16 protein-coding genes and 1 riboswitch are annotated in these 23,089 nt (G+C 69.5%); of the genes, 10 read left to right on the forward strand and 6 right to left on the reverse strand.

Features of this window, described 5'->3' with window-relative positions:
• Nucleotides 1–69: 69 nt before the first annotated feature.
• Nucleotides 70–3,699, reverse strand: coding sequence for a hydantoinase B/oxoprolinase family protein (locus tag J7654_RS01340; protein ID WP_209737540.1), 3,630 nt, complete (start codon nucleotides 3,697–3,699; stop codon nucleotides 70–72).
• Nucleotides 3,700–3,819: 120 nt separating this feature from the next.
• Here J7654_RS01340 and J7654_RS01345 point away from each other — a divergent pair, with 120 nt between their 5' ends.
• From J7654_RS01345 to J7654_RS01375, 7 genes are all read left to right on the forward strand, one after another.
• Nucleotides 3,820–4,392 (forward strand): winged helix DNA-binding protein, encoded by a 573-nt coding sequence (locus J7654_RS01345; protein WP_342451414.1) that lies wholly within the window; start codon nucleotides 3,820–3,822, stop codon nucleotides 4,390–4,392.
• 3 nt (nucleotides 4,393–4,395) lie between these two features.
• Nucleotides 4,396–6,252: an ABC transporter ATP-binding protein gene (locus J7654_RS01350; RefSeq protein WP_209737542.1), complete on the forward strand. Its 1,857-nt coding sequence runs from the start codon at nucleotides 4,396–4,398 to the stop codon at nucleotides 6,250–6,252.
• Nucleotides 6,253–6,278: 26 nt separating this feature from the next.
• A complete protein-coding gene (locus tag J7654_RS01355; protein ID WP_209737544.1) occupies nucleotides 6,279–7,808 on the forward strand; it encodes an ABC transporter substrate-binding protein in 1,530 nt (509 codons plus the stop codon).
• A 67-nt stretch (nucleotides 7,809–7,875) separates the two neighbouring features.
• Entirely contained in the window at nucleotides 7,876–8,799 is a 924-nt protein-coding gene (locus tag J7654_RS01360) for an ABC transporter permease (protein ID WP_209737546.1), read from the forward strand.
• Between the two features lie 5 nt (nucleotides 8,800–8,804).
• A complete protein-coding gene (locus J7654_RS01365) occupies nucleotides 8,805–9,662 on the forward strand; it encodes an ABC transporter permease (protein ID WP_209737548.1) in 858 nt (285 codons plus the stop codon).
• On the forward strand, nucleotides 9,659–11,392 hold the full coding sequence (locus J7654_RS01370) for a M14 family metallopeptidase (protein ID WP_209737550.1): 1,734 nt from the start codon (nucleotides 9,659–9,661) through the stop codon (nucleotides 11,390–11,392). Before J7654_RS01365 ends, J7654_RS01370 begins: the two co-directional genes overlap by 4 nt.
• 164 nt (nucleotides 11,393–11,556) lie before the next feature.
• A complete protein-coding gene (locus J7654_RS01375) occupies nucleotides 11,557–12,576 on the forward strand; it encodes an LLM class flavin-dependent oxidoreductase (protein ID WP_209737551.1) in 1,020 nt (339 codons plus the stop codon).
• Between the two features lie 24 nt (nucleotides 12,577–12,600).
• Here J7654_RS01375 and J7654_RS01380 read toward each other — a convergent pair whose 3' ends face one another.
• Nucleotides 12,601–14,964 carry a diguanylate cyclase domain-containing protein gene (locus J7654_RS01380; protein WP_209737554.1) on the reverse strand — a complete coding sequence of 788 codons (2,364 nt, stop codon included), beginning with the start codon at nucleotides 14,962–14,964 and terminating at the stop codon, nucleotides 12,601–12,603.
• A gap of 201 nt (nucleotides 14,965–15,165) precedes the next feature.
• Nucleotides 15,166–15,366: riboswitch (cobalamin riboswitch) on the forward strand.
• Between the two features lie 154 nt (nucleotides 15,367–15,520).
• Here J7654_RS01380 and J7654_RS01385 point away from each other — a divergent pair.
• Genes J7654_RS01385 through J7654_RS01395 form a run of 3 tightly spaced genes read left to right on the forward strand, consistent with a single transcriptional unit; the run spans nucleotide 15,521 to nucleotide 18,320 of the window.
• The gene (locus tag J7654_RS01385) at nucleotides 15,521–16,528 is read left to right on the forward strand and encodes an ABC transporter substrate-binding protein (protein ID WP_209737556.1); all 1,008 of its coding nucleotides are present in this window, start codon (nucleotides 15,521–15,523) and stop codon (nucleotides 16,526–16,528) included.
• Complete coding sequence (locus J7654_RS01390; protein ID WP_209737558.1) at nucleotides 16,525–17,562, forward strand: FecCD family ABC transporter permease; 1,038 nt, start codon at nucleotides 16,525–16,527, stop codon at nucleotides 17,560–17,562. Before J7654_RS01385 ends, J7654_RS01390 begins: the two co-directional genes overlap by 4 nt.
• Complete coding sequence (locus tag J7654_RS01395) at nucleotides 17,559–18,320, forward strand: ABC transporter ATP-binding protein (RefSeq protein WP_209737560.1); 762 nt, start codon at nucleotides 17,559–17,561, stop codon at nucleotides 18,318–18,320. Before J7654_RS01390 ends, J7654_RS01395 begins: the two co-directional genes overlap by 4 nt.
• A gap of 19 nt (nucleotides 18,321–18,339) precedes the next feature.
• Here the strand turns inward: J7654_RS01395 and J7654_RS01400 are convergent, their stop codons facing one another.
• Genes J7654_RS01400 through J7654_RS01415 form a run of 4 tightly spaced genes read right to left on the reverse strand, consistent with a single transcriptional unit; the run spans nucleotide 18,340 to nucleotide 23,058 of the window.
• Nucleotides 18,340–19,020 (reverse strand): RraA family protein, encoded by a 681-nt coding sequence (locus tag J7654_RS01400; RefSeq protein WP_209737562.1) that lies wholly within the window; start codon nucleotides 19,018–19,020, stop codon nucleotides 18,340–18,342.
• Entirely contained in the window at nucleotides 19,017–20,654 is a 1,638-nt protein-coding gene (locus J7654_RS01405; RefSeq protein WP_209737564.1) for an ABC transporter ATP-binding protein, read from the reverse strand. Before J7654_RS01405 ends, J7654_RS01400 begins: the two co-directional genes overlap by 4 nt.
• Nucleotides 20,651–21,484: a creatininase family protein gene (locus J7654_RS01410; RefSeq protein ID WP_245195593.1), complete on the reverse strand. Its 834-nt coding sequence runs from the start codon at nucleotides 21,482–21,484 to the stop codon at nucleotides 20,651–20,653. The genes J7654_RS01405 and J7654_RS01410 overlap by 4 nt, the downstream gene beginning before the upstream one ends.
• On the reverse strand, nucleotides 21,481–23,058 hold the full coding sequence (locus J7654_RS01415; RefSeq protein WP_209737565.1) for an ABC transporter substrate-binding protein: 1,578 nt from the start codon (nucleotides 23,056–23,058) through the stop codon (nucleotides 21,481–21,483). Before J7654_RS01415 ends, J7654_RS01410 begins: the two co-directional genes overlap by 4 nt.
• Nucleotides 23,059–23,089 lie beyond the last annotated feature (31 nt).

The following is a 23,089-nucleotide window of genomic DNA, read 5'->3' on the forward strand; positions in this document are numbered from 1 at the left end:
TATGTCCGGCGGATGACTTTGTATGGATGCCCAACGAATGCCGGGCGCGATGCCGCCGGAAGGCCCCCGTCACAGGGGCGTTCCGTATCCGCCGCCGGTCGGGGTCACGACGAGGAAGGCGTCGCCCGGCTCCAACCGGGCATGGTCGCAGCCGCCCAGCGTCTCGCGCCGCCCGTCGGCGCGGATCACCTCGTTGCGGCCGAGATGGCCCGGCTCGCCGCCCTCCAGCCCGAAGGGCGGCACGCGCCGGTGGCCCGAGAGGATGGCGAAGTCCAGCGCCTCTCGCGCCCGGATCGTCCGGCTGGTGCCGTCGCCCGCGCTCCAGCGACCGCGCCCGCCGGACCCCTGGCGGATATGGAAGTCCTCCAGCACCACGGGGAAGCGCGACTCCAGGATCTCCGGGTCGGTCAGGCGGGAGTTCGTCATGTGGGTGTGCACCGCATCGGCGCCGGAAAAGCCCGACCCGGCGGGCGCGCCCGAGCAGATCGTCTCGTAATACTGGTAGGTCTCGTTGCCGAAGGTGAGGTTGTTCATGGTGCCCTGCGCGGCCGCCATGGCGCCCACGGCCCCGAACAGCGTGTCCGTCACCGCCTGGCTCACCTCCACATTGCCCGCAACCACGGCGGCCGGATGCTTCGGCGAGAGCATGGTGCCCTCCGGCACGACGATCCTGACCGGGCGCAGGCAGCCCGCGTTCATCGGGATGTCGGCGCGCACCAGCATGCGGAAGACGTAGAGCACGGCGGCGCGCGTCACCGGGGCGGGCGCGTTGAAATTGTCGTCGCGCTGGGGCGAGGTGCCGGTGAAGTCCACCGTGGCCTCGCGCGCGGCCCGGTCCACCGTGATGCGGACCGCGATCCGGCAGCCCTGGTCCATCTCGTAGGTGAAGGCTCCGTCCGGCAGCTTGTCGAGGACGCGGCGAACGCTTTCGGCCGCATTGTCCTGCACATGGCCCATATAGGCCTCCACCACCTCCACGCCGAACTGGGCGACCGTCTTCTTCAGCTCGGCCACGCCCTTCTCGTTCGCCGCGACCTGCGCCTTCAGGTCGTTGACGTTCTGCACGAGGTTGCGCACGGGGTATCTCGCGCCCGTCAGCAGCGCGGCCAGCGCCTCCTCGCGGAAGACGCCCCGGTCGAGCAGCTTGAAATTGTCGATATAGACGCCTTCCTCCTCGATCGTTCGGGCCTGCGGCGACATGGAGCCCGGCGCGATGCCGCCGATGTCGGCGTGGTGCCCGCGCGAGGCCACCCAGAAGCGCAGCGTCGTGCCGTCCTCGTCGAAGACCGGCGTGCAGACCGTCAGGTCCGGCAGATGCGTGCCGCCGTTATAGGGCGCGTTGATGAGGAAGACGTCGCCCGGATGGATGACCGGGTTCTCGCGGATGGCGGTGGCCACCGAGGCATCCATCGAGCCCAGATGCACCGGCATGTGCGGAGCATTGGCCACGAGCGCCCCCTGGGCGTCGAAGACCGCGCAGGAAAAGTCCAGCCGCTCCTTGATGTTGACCGAATAGGCCGTGTTCTGGAGCGTCACCCCCATCTGCTCGGCGATGGACATGAAGAGGTTGTTGAAGATCTCCAGCATCACCGGATCGGCGGCCGTGCCCACGGCCACGCGCTGCGGCAGCGCCTCGATGCGCGAGAGGACGAGATGGTCCCGGGCGGTCAGCTCGGCCTGCCAGCCCTTCTCGACCACCACGGTCTGGTTCGGCTCGATCACGATGGCCGGGCCGGTCACGCGGTGCCCCGGCCGCATGGCCCGGCGAAGCACGACGCCGGCATCGTGGAAGGCGCCCTGCGAGAAGAAGCGTGTCGTCCGTTCGAAAGGCGCCTCGCCCCCGGCCTCGACCTCCGCCGCCCCCTCCTCGGCTGCCGCGCCCCCGCCCACGGCCTCGACCTCGACCGAATCGAGCGTCAGCGCCTTGCCCTGCGCGATGAAGCCGAAGCGCCGCTTGTGCGCGGCCTCGAAGACGGCGCGCAGGCGTTCCGCGTCGTCCAGCTCGCCATAGGGCGAATCGACGGCCAGCACCGTGTCGGTTCCCGCATAGCGGATATGGGCGCGCAGATGCGTCGTCACCGCCTCGGCCGCGATGCCCTGCGCCGCGAGTTCCTCATGGGTCTCGGCGGCCAGCCCTGCCCCGAGCGCCATGAGCGCGGCGGGCGCCTCCTCGTCGAGCGGCACGTCGAGCGCCTTCTGCCGCGTCGCGCGGATATCGGCCAGGCCCATGCCGTAGGCGGAGAGGAGCCCCGACAGCGGATGGACGAGAATCTTCGTCATGCCGAGCGCGTCGGCCACCAGGCAGGCATGCTGCCCGCCCGCCCCGCCGAAGCAGCTCAGCGCATAGCGCGTCACGTCGTAGCCGCGCTGCACGGAGATCTTCTTGATCGCCTGCACCATGGAGGCCACGGCGATGGTCACGAAACCGTCGGCCACCTCGTGCGCCGAGCGCCCGTCGCCGATCCGCCCGGCCATCTCGGCAAAGCGCGCCTCGACGGCCGCCCGGTCCAGCGGCTGGTCCTGCCCGGGGCCGAAGATGGCGGGGAAGAAGTCGGGGATGAGCTTGCCGAGCATGAGGTTGGCGTCGGTCACGGCCAGCGGCCCGCCATTGCGGTAGCAGGCGGGGCCGGGAAAGGCCCCGGCCGAATCGGGCCCGACGCGAAAGCGGCTGCCGTCGTAATGCAGGATGGAGCCGCCGCCGGCGGCCACGGTGTGGATGAGCATCATGGGCGCGCGCACGCGCACGCCCGCCACCTCCGTCTCGAAGGCCCGCTCGTACTCGCCGTCGAAATGCGCCACGTCGGTCGAGGTGCCGCCCATGTCGAAGCCGATGATCCGCTCGAATCCGGCCGAGGCGCCGGTGCGCGCAAGGCCGACGACGCCGCCTGCCGGTCCGGAGAGGATGGCGTCCTTGCCCTGGAACATCTCGGCGGCGGTCAGCCCGCCCGAGGACATCATGAACATGATCCGAGCGCCGGATCGCTCGACGTCCAGCTCCTCGGCCACCTGCGCCACATAGCGCTTGAGGACCGGCGAGAGATAGGCGTCCACCACCGTCGTGTCGCCGCGCCCGACGAGCTTGACCAGCGGCGAGACCTCATGGCTCACCGAGACCTGCGCAAAGCCGATGGCGCGGGCGATCCGCCCGAGCGCGGCCTCGTGTTCGAAGAATTTCGAGGCATGCATCAGGACGATGGCGACCGCGTCATAGCCCTCGTCCCGCAGGGCCTGGAGCGCGACGCGGGCGCCCTCCTCGTCGAGCGCGCGCTCCACCGTGCCGTCGGCCAGCACGCGCTCGTCGATCTCCACCACCGTGGAATAGAGCGCTTCGGGCTTCTCGATCGCCAGGGCGAAGATGTCCTTGCGCTCCTGGTAGCCGATTCGCAGCGCATCGCGGAAACCGCGCGTGGTGACGAGGGCGAGCCTCTCGCCCTTGCGCTCCAGCAGGGCGTTGGTGGCCACCGTGGTGCCCATGCGCACCTCGCCGATCAGCCCGGCGGGAATCGCCTCCCCCGGCTGGAGACCGAGATGCAGGCGGATGCCCTGCACGGCGGCGTCGCGATAGGCGGAAGGGTTCTCCGACAGCACCTTGCGCGCCAGGAGCGTCCCGGAAGGGTCGCGGCCGATGACGTCGGTGAACGTTCCGCCCCGGTCGATCCAGAAGTCCCAACGCCCCGTCGCTTCGCCGCCCTGTCTCATGGAAACCCCCAGCCTTTCACGCCCGTTCGAGACGCTCGCGAATTAATCACGCTCATTTCGTTGACAAATTATCGATATGATGATGGCATTGTCTCGTCAACGCAATCGGGGCGATCGATTTTGAAGGCAAGGCCGCAAGCATCGGCGAACGAGACCAAGGCATCCGCCGGCGCCTCCGAGGGCGCGCGCGTCCTCGGCCCCATCGTGTCCTCGCATCATCTGGCAGCCGGCTCCTCGCCGGGCCTGTCGGAGATGGAATACGGCGTCATCCTCATCTCCCACGCCTTCTCGCGCTGGATGACGCGCTGCATGACGGCGGCGGGCGAGCCGGGCCTCTCGCCCACGGAAATCCTCATCCTGCATTCGATCCGCCACCGCGACCGCCCCAAGACGCTGGCCGATATCTGCCTGGTCCTCGATATCGGCGACACGCATGTGGCGAGCTACGCGATCCGCAAGCTGGAGAAGGCGGGGCTGATCCACACCGGACGCGCCGGCAAGGAGAAGACGGTGAAAATCTCGCAGAAGGGGCTGGAGCTGTGCGGGCGCTACGCGCAGATTCGCGAGCAGCTTCTGGTGCACGGCATGTCCGATTCGGGACCCTCGCAGGAGGAATTGTCGCGCATCGCCGCCGCCCTTCGGTTCCTGTCGGGGTCCTACGACCAGGCCTCGCGCGCCGCGGCGACGGTCTGAGCGATGACGGAGGCTTCCACGATGGGCGCGCGCGCGCAGATTCTCTCCGTCGAAGGGCTGTCGGTCGAGTTCTCCGGCGCGGCCGGCACGACCCGCGTCGTCGACGACCTCTCCTTCAGCGTCGCCCCCGGCGAAACGCTGGCGATCGTCGGCGAATCGGGCTCGGGCAAGTCCGTGACCTCTTTGTCGATCATGCGGCTCGTCGAACACGGCAACGGGCGCATCGCCGGCGGCTCGATCCGCTTTGACGCCGGCGAGGGGCCGAGCGATCTCGCTCAGGCCGACGAGGCCCGGATGCGCCGGCTTCGCGGCAATGAGATCGCCATGATCTTCCAGGAGCCGATGACCTCGCTGAACCCGGTCTTCACCATCGGGGACCAGATCTGCGAGGTGCTGATGCTCCACCGGCGCATGAGCCGGCGCGAGGCGCGCGCCGAGGCGGCCCGGCTGCTCACCCTCGTGCGCCTCTCCGACGCGCCCACCATGCTGGACCGCTACCCGCACCAGCTCTCGGGCGGGATGCGCCAGCGCGTGATGATCGCCGTCGCGCTCGCCTGCCGCCCCAAGGTGCTGATCGCCGACGAGCCCACGACCGCGCTCGACGTGACCATCCAGGCGCAGATCCTCGCCATCCTCGCCGATCTCCAGCGCGAATTCGGCATGGCCGTGGTCTTCATCACCCACGACATGGGCGTGGTGGCCGAGATCGCCGACCGGGTGGTCGTCATGTGGCGCGGCCGCAAGGTGGAGGAAGGGCCGGTCGCCGACATCTTCGCCCGGCCGCGGCATCCTTATACGCAAACGCTTCTGGCCGCCGTGCCGCGCCTCGGCGCCATGACCGGCCGCGCCCTGCCCCGCCGCCTCGCGCTGACTGTGATGGAGGGCGAGACACCGAGCCGCATCGGCGAGGACCGCGACCACGACACCGCCGACCTGCAGGCACCCCCGCTGGTGAGCGTCGAAGACCTGACGGTGCGCTTCGACGTGGCCAAGACCATCTTCGGGCGGGCCACGCACCGCGTGCACGCCGCCGAGAAGGTCAGCTTCGACATCCGCCCCGGCGAGACGCTGGCCCTTGTCGGCGAATCGGGCTCGGGCAAGTCCACCATCGGGCGCACGCTCCAGGGCCTCCAGAGGGCCACGGGCGGGCGCATCCTCTACGAGGGCCGGCCGGTGGACGCGATGACCGGCGCCGAGGCGGGCCAGCTGAAGCGCGAGATCCAGTACATCTTCCAGGACCCCTTCGCCTCGCTGGACCCGCGCAAGACCGTGGGCTTCTCCATCGCCGAGCCGATCCGCACCCACGCCATCCTGAAGGACGGACGGGCGATCCGCGCGCGGGTGGAGGAGCTGCTCGTCAAGGTGGGGCTCGATCCGGCGCACGCCTCGCGCTATCCGCACCAGTTCTCCGGCGGCCAGCGCCAGCGCATCTGCATCGCGCGGGCGCTGAGCTGCGACCCCAGGCTCATCATCGCCGACGAGGCGCTGTCGGCCCTCGACGTGTCGGTGCAGGCGCAGGTCATCGACCTGTTCATGGGGCTCCAGGAAGAGCGCCGGCTGGCCTACCTCTTCATCAGCCACGACATGGCGGTGGTGGAACGCATGGCGCACCGCGTGGCGGTTCTCTATCTCGGCCAGATCGTGGAGATGGGCTCGCGGGCGCAGGTGTTCGAGACGCCCGCCCACCCCTATACGCGCCGCCTGCTCTCCGCCGTGCCGGTGGCCGAGCCCGGCCGGCGCGAGCGCCTGCCGCTTCTGGAAGGCGAGATCCCGAGCCCCGTGCGCCCCGTGGGCGCCGGCCCGGCGATCCTGGCCCATCGCGAGATCGCTCCCGGCCATTTCGTGGCCGTGGAAGACTGAACGTCCCCCTCAGGAAGGAGAATGGCATGAAAAGCTGGAACCGGGCCCTCAAGGGCGCCCTTCTGACGAGCGCGCTCGCGTTCGCCGCCGCCGCGCAGGCCCAGCCCGCCGGCACGCTGACCATCTCCTCCCCGCAGGATCCGGGAAGCTGGGACCCGATCGACACCTTCCTCGTCAACTGGTCGGCGGTCGCCAACAATGTCTTCGACGGCCTCGTGGCGCGCACGCCCGAGCTGGAGATCGTGCCCGCCCTCGCGACCGAATGGGAGATCAGCGAGGACGGCCTCACCTACCGCTTCACCCTGCGCGAGGGCGTGACCTTCCACAATGGCGAGCCCTTCGACGCCGAGGCCGTGAAGTTCACCTTCGACCGCCTCCTGGGCGAGGATGGCGCGGCCGGCCCGCAGCAATCGAACTACAACGCCATCGAGAGCGTCGAGATCGTCGATCCGCTCACGGTCGAGATGAAGCTCTCGCGCCCGGACCCGGTGCTGCTCACCAAGCTCTCCGGCTACGGCGCGATGATCGTGCCGCCGGCCTACATCGCCGAACACGGCGACGAGCATTTCAACACCAACCCGGTCGGCACCGGCCCCTTCCGCATGACCGCCTATGCGGCGCGCGATTCGGTGAACCTAGAGCCCTACGAAGAGTTCTGGGGCGAGGCGCCCAAGCTGGAAAGCGTCGTCTTCCGCTTCATCACCGAGCCCTCCACCGCGCTTGCCGAGCTTCAGTCCGGCCGCGTGGACATGGTGATCCCGCCCTCCGTGCCCATCGGCTCGATCCCCACCATCGAGAGCGCCTCGAACCTCGAGCTGGTCTCCGTGCCCGGCCCCACGGTCTATTCCCTGCGCTTCAACACGCGCGACGGCATCACCGCCGATCCGCGCGTGCGCCGCGCGCTGGTGATGGCGGTGGACCGGGCCACGATCATCGAGGCCATCCTCGCCGGCCAGGCCCGCCCCATCGCCTCCTTCCAGTCCGAGCAGACCTTCGGCAACGACCCCTCGCTGGAGGCCATCCCCTTCGATCCCGAGGGCGCCAAGGCGCTTCTGGAGGAGGCGGGCGTGGAGCCGGGCGCGAGCGTCCAGATCGACATTCGCGGCAATGATTCGACCTTCAACGAGGTCGCGCAGGTCGTGGCGAGCTATCTGGCGGCGGTGGGCGTCACGGCCAACATCCAACCCTACGAGACCAATGTCCTTCTCAACGACATCATCCCGGCGGGCCGCACGGGCGCGATGTGGCAGCAGACCTGGGGCGCGTGGACCTTCGACTACGACAACACAGCCTACCTCATGTACCACACGGGAGAGCGCTGGAACCCCTATGGGGAGGATGCCGAGCTGGACGCCCTGCTCGAATCCCAGCGCGGCATGACCGATCCGGCCGAGCGCGAACGCGTGCTGCACGAGATCGCCGCCTATGTGGCGGAGCAGGCCATCGAGATGCCGCTCTACAACCTGAACCAGATCTACGCGATCAACACGCGCGTGAAGAACTTCGTCGCGCCCCCGGACAGCCGCCTGCGGCTGACCGACGTCACCGTCGAGTAGTTTTTCCGACGTATCGCCCGCTCCGCCCTTCCAGCGGGGCGGGCTCCTGCGCTCCCAAGGTGGATCGATGGCCGGCTTCCTCATCAAACGCTTCCTGCAGGCGATCTTCGTCGTCGTCTCCGTCACGCTGATCGTGGCCTATGCGATCCGCATGACGGGCGATCCCGCCCTGATGCTGAGCCAGGGCGCGGGCAGCGTCACCGAGGCCGACCTTCAGCGCATCCGCATCGGCCTCGGCCTCGACCGGCCCTTCCACGTGCAGTATCTCGACTTCCTCGCCGGCCTGTTCACGGGCGATCTGGGCCGCTCCTTCATGGGCGGCACGCCGGTGATGCAGCTCATCGCCCGCGCGCTGCCGGCCACCCTCTCCCTCGCCTTCGCCTCGCTCCTGGTCTCCATCGTCATCTCCATTCCGCTCGGCGTCGCCTCCGCCACGCGGCGCGGCCGCTGGCCGGACCAGGTGATCCGCGTCCTCTCCCTCGTCGGCCTCTCCTTCCCCAATTTCTGGCTGGCGATCATGCTGGTGCTGGTCTTCTCCATCGGCCTGCAATGGCTGCCGCCCAGCGGGATGGAGGGCTGGCAGAGCTTCGTGATGCCGGCGCTGACCATGGGCATCATCCTGACCGCGACGAATGTGCGCCTCGTGCGCACCGCCATGCTGGAGACCCTCCAGCAGCAATATGTGACGGTGGCCCGCGCCAAGGGTCTGTCGGAGCGCGTGGTGCTCTACAAGCACGCCCTGCGCAATTGCGCGATCCCGCTCATCACCTATCTCGGCCTTCAGTTCGGCGGGCTTCTGGGCGGCATCGTCGTGGTGGAGCGCGTGTTCAACTGGCCGGGGCTCGGCACGCTGGCCTTCGACGCGGTGGCGGGGCGCGACTATCCGGTCCTGCAGGGCGTCATCGTCGTCCTGTCGCTGCTCATCGTCCTTGTGAACCTCATCGTCGACATCGCCTACGGGCTGGTCGACCCCCGCATCCGCACGGAGTAGGCGCGATGAGCCTTGCCGCAGAGCGCCCCCGCCGCGCCTCGCCCTTCCGCTCCTTCGAGCTCGTCGCCGGCCTCGTGCTGGCCGGCGGCATGACGCTCGCCGTCCTTCTCTCGCCCTGGCTGTTTCCCGATGGCGGCATGGGCGTGAACCTGATGGCGCGCCTGACGGCGCCCTTCACGGACTGGAACCACATTCTCGGCGCCGATCCGCTCGGCCGCGACGTCCTGGGGCGCGTCATCACGGGCGGGCGCATCTCGCTGGCGGTGGGCGTCCTCTCCGTCGCCGGGGCCGTGGTGATCGGCGTCGCCATGGGCCTCGTCGCGGGCTTCTACCGCGGCGTCTGGGACGTGATCGTGATGCGCTTCGCCGACATCCAGCTCGCCCTGCCCTTCATCCTCCTGGCCATCACCTTCATGGCGATCATCGGCGGCGGGCTCGTCAACATCATCCTCCTGATGATCGTGTCGCAATGGGTGCAATATGCGCGGCTGGTGCGCGGGCAGGTGCTGACGCTGCGCGAGCGCGAATTCGTGCTCTCGGCCCGCTCCTTCGGCGTCTCGGACTTCAACCTCATCCGCCACCACCTCCTGCCGAACCTCATGGGCCCGGTGATCGTGCTGGTGACGCTGAACGTGGCCAACAACATCCTCCTCGAATCGAGCCTCACCTTCCTCGGCCTCGGCGTCGATCCCTCCACCCCCTCCTGGGGCGGGATGCTGGCGGACGGGCGCACCTATCTCCAGACCGCCTGGTGGGTCAGCGTCTTCCCGGGCCTTGCCATCCTCTTCACCGTGCTCGGCCTGAACCTTCTCGGCGACTGGCTGCGCGACAGGCTCGACCCGACCGGACGCACCAGCCGATGACGCTTTCCCTCGCCCGCACCTTCCCGCGCACGCTGGACGCGCTCCTGGCCCGTTTCGAGGACATGCCGGGCCTGCGCCTCGAGGCCTGGCTCTTCGAGGGCGAGGCGGCCCGGCGCGAAGGCGAGGCGAAGCTCGCAGAGAAAGGCGTCGAGGCGTGCCTGCGCTCGGCCTACAAGCCGCTCGTGCACGCCTTCCTGGAAGAGATCGACCTCACCGGCGCGCGCTCGGTCCACATCGCCTATCCCGTCCATCGCGAGGCGGAGGAACGGCGCTTCCTCCTGGAGGCCTATCCGCTGGCGGGCCTCGTCGACATTCCCCTCTCCTTCTCCCCTCGCCAGGACGACGCCCTTCGCTACGACGTGACCCTGACGGGCCAGGACGGGAGCGCGCGCATTGTGGCCGTCGAGGCGCCCAACCGGGTGCATGTCGATCACACCGGGGTGCGCGTCCTGTCCCCGACGGGCTGGCTGCGGACGTTCCGCGACGGCGCGCCCGTGGAGGACGCGCGGCTGGAGACCGAGTTCGAGGCATTGTTCGAAACGGCGGTCTCGGCCATCGCCGGCCATGACTGGGGCGTGGCCGAGCCCTTTTTCGAGGAATTGCGGATCGAGGCGAGCCTGCCGGTTCCCGACCGCCCGCTGGCCATCGGCGAGGAAGCCGTGAGCCTGACCGAGGCGCTTCACGAGGACCTCTACTTCTCGGGCCTTGAGATTTTCCAGGCGCGCTCGGGCCGCCCCTCGGGCGATCGCGGCCTCCAGCCGGGGCGCATCGTGCCCGATATCGGCTTTTCGGAAGGGCCGGCGAGCCTGCGCATCTCCCTTCGCCCGCACGAGCGGGAGGAGGAGCCAGCCGCGCCCTCGCAGCCGCTCGACGAGGCGAGCGAGCCGCTTTCGGTGGCCGATGTCGAGGCCGCGCTCCATGCCCTCGGCGGGGAGGCGCTCGGCGGGCGCTCCGTGTGCGGACGCGCCGTTGCCGGCCGCTATCGCGAGGGCCCGGACGCGCTGGTCCTCGTCTCGGGCGGGCAGCACGCCAACGAGCCCACCGGGGTCGTGGGGGCGCTGCGCGCCGCCAGGGTGCTGGCGGACCGGGACGGCGCGCATTTCGCCGTCCTGCCGCTGGAAAACCCCGACGGCTACGCCCTGTGCGCCCGGCTGCGCCGCACGCAGCCACGCCACATGCACCACGCCGCGCGCTACACCGCGCTCGGCGACGACCTGGAGTATCGGCAGGGCATGCAGCTCCATGAGCGCTCGGCCCGCGAGGCGCTGGTCGAGCGGGCCCGGCCCGGCCTCCACGTCAATCTCCACGGCTACCCCGCCCATGAATGGACGCGCCCGCTGACGGGCTATGTGCCGCGCAATTTCGCGCTCTGGACGGTGCCGAAGGGCTTCTTCCTCGTGCTGCGCCATCACCCGGGCTTCGGTGAGGAATCCTGGCGCCTCGCCCGCGCCGTCACCGCGCGCCTTGCCGAGGTGCCGGGCCTCCTCGCCCTCAACGAGCAGCAGATCGCCCTCTATCGCATCCATGCCGGCGAGCTGGGCTTCGAGATCATGTCCGGCTTCCCCGTGACGGTGGTCGAGGACACGCGCCACGCGGTGCCCGTGACGCTGATCACCGAATATCCCGACGAGACGATCTACGGCGAGGCCTTCCGCCTCGGCCATGAGGCGCAGATGCGCACGGTGTTGGCCGCCTACGAGGCCTGGCAGGCGATCGCGCCGCGGGACTGAAGCGCCGCGCGGGCCTGCTTGGAAGCGCGAGCCTTGCCGTGCAATGAGGCCCGGGCTGAACATAGTGTTCGCCCCCCGTCGCCCGTATGGCGCTGGCGGACGGGCGCGGGATGCATCACATAAGCGCCCATCCCAGCCATGCTCGACGGACACACGGCAATTCCATGAAGAAGATCGGCTTTCTCTCCTTCGGGCACTGGTCGCCCTCGCCGCAATCGGGCACGCGCTCGGCGGGCGATGCGCTCCTGCAATCCATCGACCTGGCGGTCGCAGCCGAGGAGCTGGGCGCGGACGGCGCCTATTTCCGCGTGCACCATTTCGCTCGCCAGCTCGCATCCCCCTTCCCGCTTCTTGCGGCCGTGGGCGCCAGGACGAGCCGCATCGAGATCGGCACCGCCGTCATCGACATGCGCTATGAAAACCCGCTCTACATGGCCGAGGATGCCGGCGCGGCAGACCTCATCGCCGGCGGCCGGCTGCAACCGGGGCTCAGCCGCGGCTCGCCCGAGCAGGTGATCGACGGCTGGCGCTATTTCGGCTACCAGCCCGCCGAGGGGCAGAGCGACGCCGACATGGGCCGCCGCCATGCGGAGGTCTTCCTCGACATGTTGAAGGGCGAGGGCTTCGCCCAGCCGAACCCCCGCCCCATGTTCCCCAACCCGCCCGGCCTCCTGCGGCTGGAGCCGCATTCGCCGGGCCTGCGCGAGCGCATCTGGTGGGGCTCGGGCTCCAACGCCACGGCCGTCTGGGCGGCGAAGATGGGCATGAACCTGCAAAGCTCCACCCTGAAGGACGACGAGACGGGCGAGCCCTTCCACGTCCAGCAGGCCAGGCAGATTCGCGCCTATCGCCAGGCGTGGAAGGAAGCCGGGCACAATCGCGAGCCGCGCGTCTCCGTCTCGCGCTCCATCTTCGCGCTCGTCGACGACCGCGACAGGGCCTATTTCGGGCGCGGCAAGGAGGAGGATTCCATCGGCTTCATCGATGAGAACACGCGGGCGATCTTCGGCCGCTCCTATGCCGCCGAGCCCGACAGGCTGGTGGAGGAACTGGCGAGGGACGAGGCCATCGCCGAGGCCGACACCCTGCTCCTCACCGTGCCGAACCAGCTCGGCGTCGATTACAACGCCCATGTGATCGAGGCGATCCTGCGCCATGTCGCGCCCGGGCTGGGCTGGCGCTGAGGGAGCACCCCGCGCAGGCGGCGCCTATCGCTTCATCTGCTTGACCACCTGCCCGGACAGGTCCTTCAGGATATCGCGCTGAGAAGGCAGCAAAGGTTTGCGCGGCTGCACGTCGGACACGCAGACCGCGCCGATCGCCTGGCCTGTTTGCGGATCGAGCAGCGGCGCGCCCGCATAGAAGCGCATTCCCCCCTCGCCCCTCGCGATGGGACTGCCGCGGAAGCGGGGATCGTCCCGCGCGTCCGCGACGACGAGCGGCTCCTGCCCACAGATCGTATGCACGCAGAAGGCGACCTCCCGGGGAACGCTCTCGGCGTCCAGCCCATGGCGGCCGATCAGCGTGACATCGTCCGCGCCGACAAGGGAGACGAAGCCGACAGGCGCGTCGAGCAGTTGCGCGGCGCGGCGCGCTACAAGGTCGAGGCTTTCCGAAGGAACGGCGCGCGCCGCCTCCCGATAGGCGTCCACGGTCGCGAGACGCTCCTCCTCCCGCTCCGGGATGGGAATGCCCGGCCCGGAACCGATGGAGCCCTGCGAGACGACACGGTTGCGCCCGGTGCGCTTGGCTTCGTAGAGGAGGCGGTCGGCCTCGGCCACGAGCGCCGCGTCCTCGCCATCGGCGGGCGCGCGAGCGGGATCGAAGGTGGCGCAGCCTATGCTGATGGTCACACGGCCGCCCGAAGCCTCGTTGCCCTCGTGCGGGATGTCCAGCAGTTCCACCGCCCGGCGGATGCGTTCGGCGATCCGCGCCCCGGCGGCCTCGTCCACGCCCGGCAGGAGCACGGCCACCTCCTCCCCGCCATAGCGGGCGCACAGATCGCCCGGCCGCAGGCAGGACTCGATCGCCCTGGCCACGCGCCGCAGGCATTCGTCGCCGGCCTGATGGCCATAGCGGTCGTTGAAGCGCTTGAAGCGATCGACATCGATGAGCAGCAGGGACAGGAGCGCGCCGTCCCGCATCGCCCGCTCGTGCTCCGCATGCAGGGCCTCGTCGAACCGCCGCCGGTTGGCAAGGCCCGTCAGCCCGTCCGTGTTGGCCAACGTGGCGAGTTCGGCATGGGCGGCGGCCAGCCGGATCTCCGCCGACTTGCGCTTGGTGATGTCGCGCAGTACGACGATGAAGCCCTGGTCCTCGGCCACGAAATTGTAGCGGCCCTCCACCCAGACAAAGGACCCGTCCCGGTGCCGGAGCCGATAGATCGCCTCGGCCTGGGTGCCCGAATCGCGCACCCCCTGCACGACGCTCTCCAGAAGCGGCCAGTCGTCGGGATGGATGGTTTCCTTCGTCCGCTTGCCCACCAGCTCTTCGGGCGCGAGGCCGAGCACGTGCAGCGAGGCTGGCGAGACATAGCGGCGCACGAGATCGCGATCGAGCCGGATGATCACGTCGGTGGCGTTGTCGGCCAGCAGCCGATACTGCGCCTCGCTTCTGCGCATGGTTGCCTCGGCCCGCCTTCGCCGGGCGAATTCGCGGTGGATGAACACCGCCAGCGTCACGGCCAACACGCACAGAAGAAGGAGCACGGCGCCGATCCGCACGGCCTGCGCGCGCCACGGCGCGAATATCCCCTCCTGCGAGAGGGCGACGTTCAGGATCAGCGGCAGATCCCCCACATGGACGAAATTGTAGACGCGCGCGACGCCGTCCACCGCCGCGATGCCCGAGAACTCGCCCGAGGGCGCGGCCTGGAAGCGCCGCACGTTCTCGGAAGCGGACATGTCGCGCCCCACCTGGCTTTCCAGATAGGGGCTGCGCATCAGCATCACGCCCCCGGCGGTGAAGAGATTGATCGAATCGTCGGGCTTGAGCTGCGCGGTCTGGAACAGCTCGTGGAAATATGCGAGCCGCACGATGCCCACGACGATGCCGTCGAAGGAACCGTCCTGCGCGTCGATGCGGCGGCTGAGCGCGATGACCGTGTCCGCGACGTGCCGGCGCGGCTCGAACGGGGTGCTGATGTACAGCCCGCTCGCCTGCCCGTTTTGGTGCACCTGGAAATAGGCGCGGTCGGAGAAGTTCTGCGCCTGGGGGCCGACGCTGCCCGCGTCGTGCATGATCTCGCCTTCGGCGTTCATGACGAAGAGCCCGACGAAATAGGGCTCGATCAGCGTGCTGCTGAAGAGGAAGCGCTCCTGCAACTCCGGGGTCAGCTCGTCGATGCGCGGATCGGCCAGCTTCTGCTGAACGGCAGTCAGCGCCCTGTCATAGGCTCGTATATTGCTTTCGATATCCTGCGAAAGAACGGTCAGAAGATTGCGCGCGCCCGTCATCGCATTCGTCCAGCTATCGCGCCGCAGCTCGACCAGGGTGAGCACGCAGATGCCGCAGAAGCCAACGAGCAGCATACCCAGAACGATCCAGTAGCGGGTTTGTCGTCCAAGGTGCATCGTCGAGAAAAGTCCAGTTCGAGCCGGCGTCGCCCCAGCGCCCCGGCCCAGGGCCCGGTCCTTGCTGTTTCTCCCTCGACATTGTCGCGTTGTGGTCGCCGTCAAGTTCGCGACGCGAGTATTATGCGAATCCGATTAACGAATCGCCCCCGGACGGCGCCGAGGAGGCCCGGCGTCCCTTGCGCATTCGCCTTCCGGCGGCCTATGAGGGGCGGTCACGGTTCCGCTATCGAACGCGGATGAAAAGGGAACGCGGTGAGGATCCTTCGGGGTCCGAGGCCGGGGCTGCCCTCGCAACTGTAAGCGGCAAGCCTGCCGTCCATGCCACTGGCTCGCGCCGGGAAGGGGACGGGAGGCGCTCGAGCCGCGAGCCAGGAGACCTGCCGGGACGACGACCAGCAAGCCGGACGAGGTGTGTCGGCAGGGGTTGGGGCGCGCCGTCCGGGGCCGCCCTTCTGTCCAGGGCCCTCGTCGCCGGCCCGCGGCATGACCTCTCCCCGCGCACCGCCTTCGGAGTGCCGTTCGTCCGCCGCGAACTGCATCACGAGAGGTTTCGATGCGTCTTCCCAGTCTTTTCGCCGGCCCCCTGCTTCTCGCCGCTTTGGCGGGAGGCGCGGCCGCGCAGACCTCCTATCCGCTCGCCATCGAGAATTGCGGGATGGAGGTCGTTTTCGAGGCCCCGCCGCAGCGGGCCGTGGGCCTTGGGCAGAACAGCACGGAGATCATGCTTCTCCTCGGCCTTGCCGAGCGCATGGTGGGCACCGCCATATGGGTGTCGCCCGTCCTGGAACGTGTCGCGCAAGAGAATGCGCGCGTGCCACGCCTCGCCAACAGCCAGCCCAGCTTCGAGGCGGTCGTGGGCACCGATCCCGATGTCATCGCCGTGCAGTTCCTCTCGGCCGTGGGCCCGGAGGGCCGCGTGGGCACGCGCGGGCAGTTCGCCGACCTCGGCGTGCCGAGCTACATCTCGCCGACCGACTGCGCCACCACCGGCAACGCCCGCGCCGACGGCTCGAGGGCCGATCTGTGGAACCCCGGCCTCCTCTACCGGGAAATCGCCGAGCTTGCCGCGATCTTCGACGTAAGCGAGCGCGGGCGGGCGCTGATCGCCCGGTTCGAGGCGCGCGAGGACGCCGTTCGCCGGCGGCTCTCGCGCCACGCGGCGGACACCTCGGTTCTGTTCTGGTTCTCCAGCCCCGAGGTGGCCGGCGACGCATGGGTGGCCGGGCGCAACGGGGCCTCGGGCTACATGGCCGCAACGCTCGGACTGCGCAACGTCATCGCGACCGAGGCTGAATGGCCGCTGGTGAGCTGGGAGGCCATCGCCACCGCCGATCCGGACATCATCGTCATCGGGGCGATGAGCCGCCGCAACCAGCCGAGCGACGACCCGGCGGTGAAGCGGAACTTTCTGCAAACCGACCCGCTCGCGCGCGAGCTTGCCGCCGTCCGGTCAGGGCGCATCGTCGAGATGGACGCCCAGGCCATGAACCCCACCATCCGCACGATCGACGGGCTGGAAACCCTCGCCGCCTCGATCGAGCGCTTCGGGCTCCTCGATTGAGAACGGTCATCGACCGGCGGCCCGGCCTCTGGCTCGGCGTCCTCCTGGCACTCTCGGGCTGTCTCCTGCCGCTCGCCATCGCCCTTGGCGTCGGCATCGGGGAAATGCCCATCCCACTGGAGACGACGCTGGCGGCGGTGACGAACCGGCTCGGCTGGACCGAGCACGAGTTGAGCCGCATCCAGGAAAGCGTGATCTGGGACTACCGGCTGAGCCGCTCGCTGGTGGCGGCATGCTGCGGGGCGGGACTGGCGCTGTCAGGCGCCATCCTCCAGTCGCTCCTGCGCAATCCGCTGGCCGAGCCCTATGTGCTGGGCATCTCCGCCGGCGCCTCCACCGGGGCGGTCTGCGTCATGCTGCTCGGTTTCGGCGCGGGCTCCGTGACGCTTTCGGCCGGCGCCTTCGCCGGGGCGGTGCTCGCCTTTCTCTTCGTCGTTCTCCTGGCGGGCGGCGCGGGCGGGATCGCGGAGCGCACGATCCTGGCGGGCGTGGCGGCATCCCAGCTCTTCAACGCGCTTACCGCCTATATCGTAACCACCACGGCCGACGCGGAGCAGGCGCGCAGCGTCATGTTCTGGCTGCTGGGAAGCTTCTCGGGCATACGCTGGTCGGATGCGGGGCTCGCGGCCGGCGTGGTGGGGGTCGGGCTCGTCGTCTGCCTTCGCCATGCCCGCTCGCTCGATGCCTTCGCCTTCGGCGAGGATGCCGCCGCCTCCCTCGGCGTGCCGGTGCGCACCGTGCGCTTCGTCCTCTTCCTCGTCACGGCGCTGATGACGGCCACCATGGTGTCGCTGGTGGGGTCCATCGGCTTCGTGGGCCTCGTCATTCCCCATGCCGCCCGGTTCATCGTGGGGCCGCGCCATATCCGGCTCCTGCCGGTGTGCACGCTGGCCGGAGCGATCTTCATGGTGCTCGCCGACATCGTCTCGCGGGTGATCCTGCCCCAGCAGGTTCTGCCGATCGGCGTCGTCACGGCGCTGGTCGGCGTGCCCTTCTTCGCCGTTATCCTCTATCGCGGGCGGCGCGCGCCGTGACGCTTTCGGCGCGCTCCGTGGTCTGGAAGGCCGGCAGGAAGATCATCGTGGACGGCGTCACGCTGAAGGCCGCGCCGGGGACGACGCTCGGCCTTCTGGGCCCCAACGGCTCGGGCAAGTCCTCGCTCATCCGGCTTCTGGCCGGGCTTCGCGCGCCCGCCGCCGGCGCAGTCGAGTTGGACGGGGCGGCGGTGGGGCGCATGAGCCGGCGCCGGCTCGCGCAGCGCATCGCGCTGGTCGAGCAGCACGCCACGACCGAGGCCAACGTCACGGTGCTGGACGTGGTGCGGCTGGGGCGCATCCCGCACCGCTCGCCCCTCTCGCCCTGGACGCGGGCCGACGACGAGATCGTGGAACGCGCGCTCGCCCGCGTGGAGCTGGCCGACCGGCAGGGCCAGCTCTGGCACACGCTTTCGGGGGGCGAGCGGCAGCGCGTTCACCTTGCCCGCGCGCTGGCGCAGGAGCCGACCGACCTCCTCCTCGACGAGCCCACCAACCATCTCGACATCCAGCACCAGCTCGAAATCCTCAAGCTCGTGGCGGAACTGCCCGTCACCACGGTGCTGGCGCTCCACGACCTGAACCTCGCGGCCATGTTCTGCAACCGGCTCGCCATCCTGAAGGAGGGGCGGCTGGTGGCGGAAGGCACGCCGGAGGAGGTCTTGAGCGAGGCGATGATCGCATCGGTCTTCGGGGTGCGGGCCCATGTGGCGCCTTCCCCCCTCCATGGCAGGCTGCATGTGCAGTATCTCGTCTGACGCCGGGTATGGACTCCAATCAGCCCTGCGGTTCCAGCGCCGCCGCCACGAGGCGGCTGGCGCCGGACAACTCGCCCAGCTTCTCGCCCGCCTCGACGCGGCCGCGGTTGCGGCCCGCGCGCGCCTGCCGCGCCGCGCCCTCCTCCAGCACCTCGAACGCCTCGTCTGGCGGCAGCACCAGCACCCCGCAATCGTCCATCATCACCACGTCGCCCGGCAGGACAGGGACATTGCCGCAGGAAACCGGCCGGTTCAGGCTGCCGCCCAGATCGTTCAGGCGCGTGGTGATTCCCGAAACGCCGGTGCAGAAGACGGGCAGGCCGACCTCCACGATCTCCTCGGCATCGGTGCAAGGGCCGTCCAGCACCACGGCGATGGCCCCGGCCACCTTCGCGGCCAGCGCCACGCCGCCGCCCAGGCACGCGTGGCGCGTATCGCCCAGCCGGTCTATGACGACGACGTCGCCCGGCCGCACGACCGACATGGCGTGGTGGAGAAGCGTGGAATCCGTGCCCGGAATGGCCACCGTGATCGCCGTGCCCACCAGAACGCCGCCGAGCGGCGCGATGGGACGCAGGCGATGGCTGACGAAGCCGCGATGACGGAAATGGCCGATCGTGGCGACCTCCACCGCGCCGAGGCCCGCCGCCAGGGCGGGGTCGATCTGCTCGGGCACCGGGCCGATATGGTATTTCTTCATGGCGCGCTCCTTTCGCCGCCGCTCGCGCGCGGCGCCTGCCAGTCGGCGCCGGGCACGGTCGCCAGAAGCTCCCGCGTGTAGGGCTCCTGCGGGTTGGTGAACAGCCGCACCGGCTCGCCCTCTTCCACGATCCGGCCATGGCGCATCACCGCGATGCGGTCGCAGATGCGCGACGCCACCCGCAGGTCGTGGGTGATGAACAGCATCCCGAATTGCAGGCGCTCCTGCATCCGGGCCAGAAGATCGAGGATCTGCGCCTGCACGGAAACGTCGAGCGCCGAGACGCTCTCGTCCGCGATCAGGAGTTCGGGCTCCACGGCCAGCGCGCGGGCGATGCAGATGCGCTGGCGCTGCCCGCCCGAGAATTCGTGCGGGTAGCGCTCGGCCGCCGCGCGGTCGAGCCCCACGGCCTCCAGCAGCTCCCGCGCCCTCGCCTTCGCCTCGTCTCGCGCCAGCCCGTGGATCATCGGCCCTTCGGCGATGGCCGCGCCCACCGCCTGGCGGGGGTCGAGGGCGGTATAGGGGTCCTGGAACACGATCTGCACCCGCCGGCGGGCGTGGCGCAGGGCCGCGCCGGACAGGCCGGTGAAGCGGCCGCCCGCAATGGTCACGTCGCCCTTGTCGGGCTCGGTCAGGCGGATGACGCATTGCGCCAGCGTCGATTTGCCCGACCCGCTCTCGCCCACCAGCCCCACGGTTTCGCCCCGTGCGATGGCGATGTCGACATCGTCGACCGCCTTCACCTCGCGCCCCGCGCCGAAGAAAGTGCGGCCCTTGAAGATCTTGGCGATGCCCCGCGCGCTGAGCACCGGGGCGCCGAGCCCGGTGCGCGAGGCGCGCGGTTGCAGCCGGGGCACCGCGTCCAGAAGCTGCTTGGTATAGTCCGCCTCGGGCCGGTTCAGCACCTGCGCCGCCGCGCCCACCTCCACCAGCCGCCCGTGGCGCATGACGGCCACGCGGTCGGCGATCTCGGCGACGACGCCGAAATCGTGGGTGATGAAGAGGATGCCGGTGCCGTGCCGCTCGCGCAGATCCAGCATCAGCTTGAGGATCTGCGCCTGCGTCGTCACGTCCAGCGCTGTCGTCGGCTCGTCGGCGATCAGCAGCGCGGGGTCCAGCGCCAGCGCGGTCGCGATCATCACGCGCTGGCACTGCCCGCCCGAGAGCTGGTGCGGATAGGCCCGCAGGATCTCCTCCGGGTTCGGCAGGCGAACCTCCCGGAACAGGTCGATCACCCGGGCGCGAATCTCCCCCGCGCCCAGCTTCGTGTGCTGGCGGAAGACCTCCGAGACCTGCGCGCCGACGCGGTAGATGGGGTTGAGCACCGCCACAGGCTCCTGGAACACCATCGCCAGGCGGCTGCCCGCCATGCGCCGGCGCTCGGCCGTGGGCAGGGTCAGGAGGTTGCGGTTCTCGAAAAGCACCTCGCCGCGCGGGCGAGGCAGGTTCGTGGGCAGCAGCCCCATCGTCGCCATGGCGGTGAGCGACTTGCCCGAGCCCGTCTCGCCCACGATGCACAGGATCTCGCCCTTGGAGAGCGTGAGGGAGAGGTCCTCCACGGCATAGGGCCGGTCCGCGCCGCCGGGCAGCGGCACGAACAGCTTGCGGATGTCGAGCAGCGGCGCCTGCGTCATGAGGCGGCCTGCGGCGTGGGGGAAGCCTGCGGCTGGCGCGGATCGCAGTCGCGCAGATGCGAGGCGAGGCGGGCGCACAGGCCCGTCAGATGCTCGAAGATCGCCCGCCCCGCCTCGGCCGAGGCGAGCGAGGCGTCGCCCCCCAGCATCCCGTCGGCGTTCACCTCATGAGCGTCCAGCGGCAGATTCACCTGCACGCCTTCGAAACGCGCGCCCGCGCAGCTCGCGCCCGGCAGGCCGAAGGCGGTGGCCGGCGCCGAGGGGCGCATCAGGTCCGGGCGCATGAGCTGCGGATGGAGATAGAGGCCCACGGAGGTGATCGGGTCGGCGCCGTGGCCGCGCGCGCGGGGCGCGTTCCCGCCGTGGATGGCGCGCCAGAGATCGTCGGGGATGGCGCGCCAGAGGTCGAGCGAGGCGACGGCCACGCCGCGCTCGCGGCGGATCTTGCGCAGCACCTGGTCGATCAGGCTGGAATTGGTGGAATGGCCGTTGAGGATGAGGAGCCGCTCGATACGGTGATCGAGAAAGGCGCCGACCACGTCCTCCACCACCGCGCAGAAGGTCTGCGCGCGGAGCTGGACGCCGCCGGGAAAGCCCCGGAAGAACTCGGCATAGCCGAAGGGCACGCAAGGGGCGGCCAGCGCGCCGGAAAGCTCGGCCGCCTTCAGCGCGATGGCCTCGGCCAGCATGTAGTCGCCCATGGGCGCGTGCGGCCCCTGTTCCTCGTGGCTGCCGAAGGGCAGGAGGACGACCGTGTCGGGGGAGAGACGGTCGCGGAACTCCGCGACCGTCATCTCCTTCAGGGCGTGCTTCACGGGGCGCGCGGTCAAGCGGGCAGCGTCACATGGTCGCCGAACATGCGCATCTCGCCGTCCGGCCGGGCGAAGAACTCGATGTCCGAGCGATGGCCCCAATTGTAGACGCTCTTCCACATGTAGTAGCCCGGCGTCACGTCCTGCCAGGCCTGCGAGAGCTTGAGATAGGCGGCCTTGCGGTCCTCGAACTCCACGGCCTCCTCGAACGCCCTGCCGGCCTCCAGATAGTCCGGCGTCGGGTCCCAGGTCTTCCAGTGCGCGGTGGAGCGGCTGGCGGTGGGGCCCCAGTCGAGCCAGAGCGGCTGGTACGGGTCGCCCGGGATGAAGTCGGTGGACATCGACATGTTCATCAGGTGGTAGGGGCGCGAATAGACCAGCTCGAAATTGTCGAGCACCACGGCCTGAACGTTGACGCCGACCTGCCGCCACATCTCCACCATGATCTCGGCCGCCGCCTCGTAGTTCGGGTAGAACTGGCGCGTGATGTGCCATCGCAGCGGCTGGCCGTCATAGCCCGACTGCTCGATCAGCGCCCTGGCGGCCTCCACGTCGTAGGGCAGCGGGTTGGGCATGTCGGGGTCGTAGAAGGGGCCGTATTCGGGGAAGTTGAAGGGCACCGCCGGGTGGAAGGTGGTGTCGCCGAACAGGGCCTGCACGATCGTGTCCATGTCGATGGCCTGGACCATGCCCTTGCGCAGGTTGACATCCACCAGCGGGTTGTCCTCCGGGTCCGCCCGGCAGTTGAAGGCGAAGGCGGGGTAGTTGCCGGCCAGCGCGCGCGCCACCGTCACATTGTCGTAGCTTTCGAGCTGCGCTTCCTGGTCGGTGGGAATGTTGGCGATGAAGTCGAACTCGCGCGAGACGAGGCCCGCCATGCGGCCGGAGAACTCCGGAACGATGGTCCAGACGATCCTCTCGGCCGGCGGCGGACCCTCCCAGTAATCGTCGAACGCCTCCATCTCCAGCACTTCGCCGGAGCGGAAGCGGGTCACGCTGTAGGGGCCCGAGCCCACCGGCGCCTGTCCGAAGGCGTCCACGCCCTTGTCCAGATAGGCCTTCTTGGGCACCACGAAGCCGATATAGCCGGTGAGCTTGCCGGGAATGTAGGGATCGACGCGGTCCGTCTCGATTTCGAGCGTCAGATCGTCCAGCGCCTCGACGCGCACGAAGCCGGCGGTGAAGGTCTTGCCGCGCGGCTCGAAGGGCTGCTCGCCCCACAGCCGCTCGGGCCCGAGGGTGAAGGCCACGTCCTCGGCGGTCATGGTCTCGCCGTCGTGGAATCTCACCCCCTCGCGCAGCTTGAGGGTCCAGACGGTGCCGTCCTGCGTCCACTCCGTCGCCACGCCGGGCTTCAGGGCCAGCCCCTGCTCGTCCGCCATGTAGTCGCGCTCGATGAGGTGCGAATAGATGTTGGGGAAGAACCGGCGCGTGGTGGTGGAGATGCCGTTGATCGTGTTGATGTTGGCCCACAGATTGTCCACCGCCACGGTCAGGGTCGGGCGTGACTGCGCGAAGGCCCGCCCGCCGGGGAGCGAGAGCGCCGCGCCGGCGGCCAGTGAGTATTTTCCGAAGCTGCGTCTGGTGATCATCGGTCTCACTCCTTGTCGTTGCGGATGGTTC

The sequence above is a fragment of the Aureimonas populi genome, from assembly GCF_017815515.1.
Classification (GTDB): domain Bacteria; phylum Pseudomonadota; class Alphaproteobacteria; order Rhizobiales; family Rhizobiaceae; genus Aureimonas; species Aureimonas populi.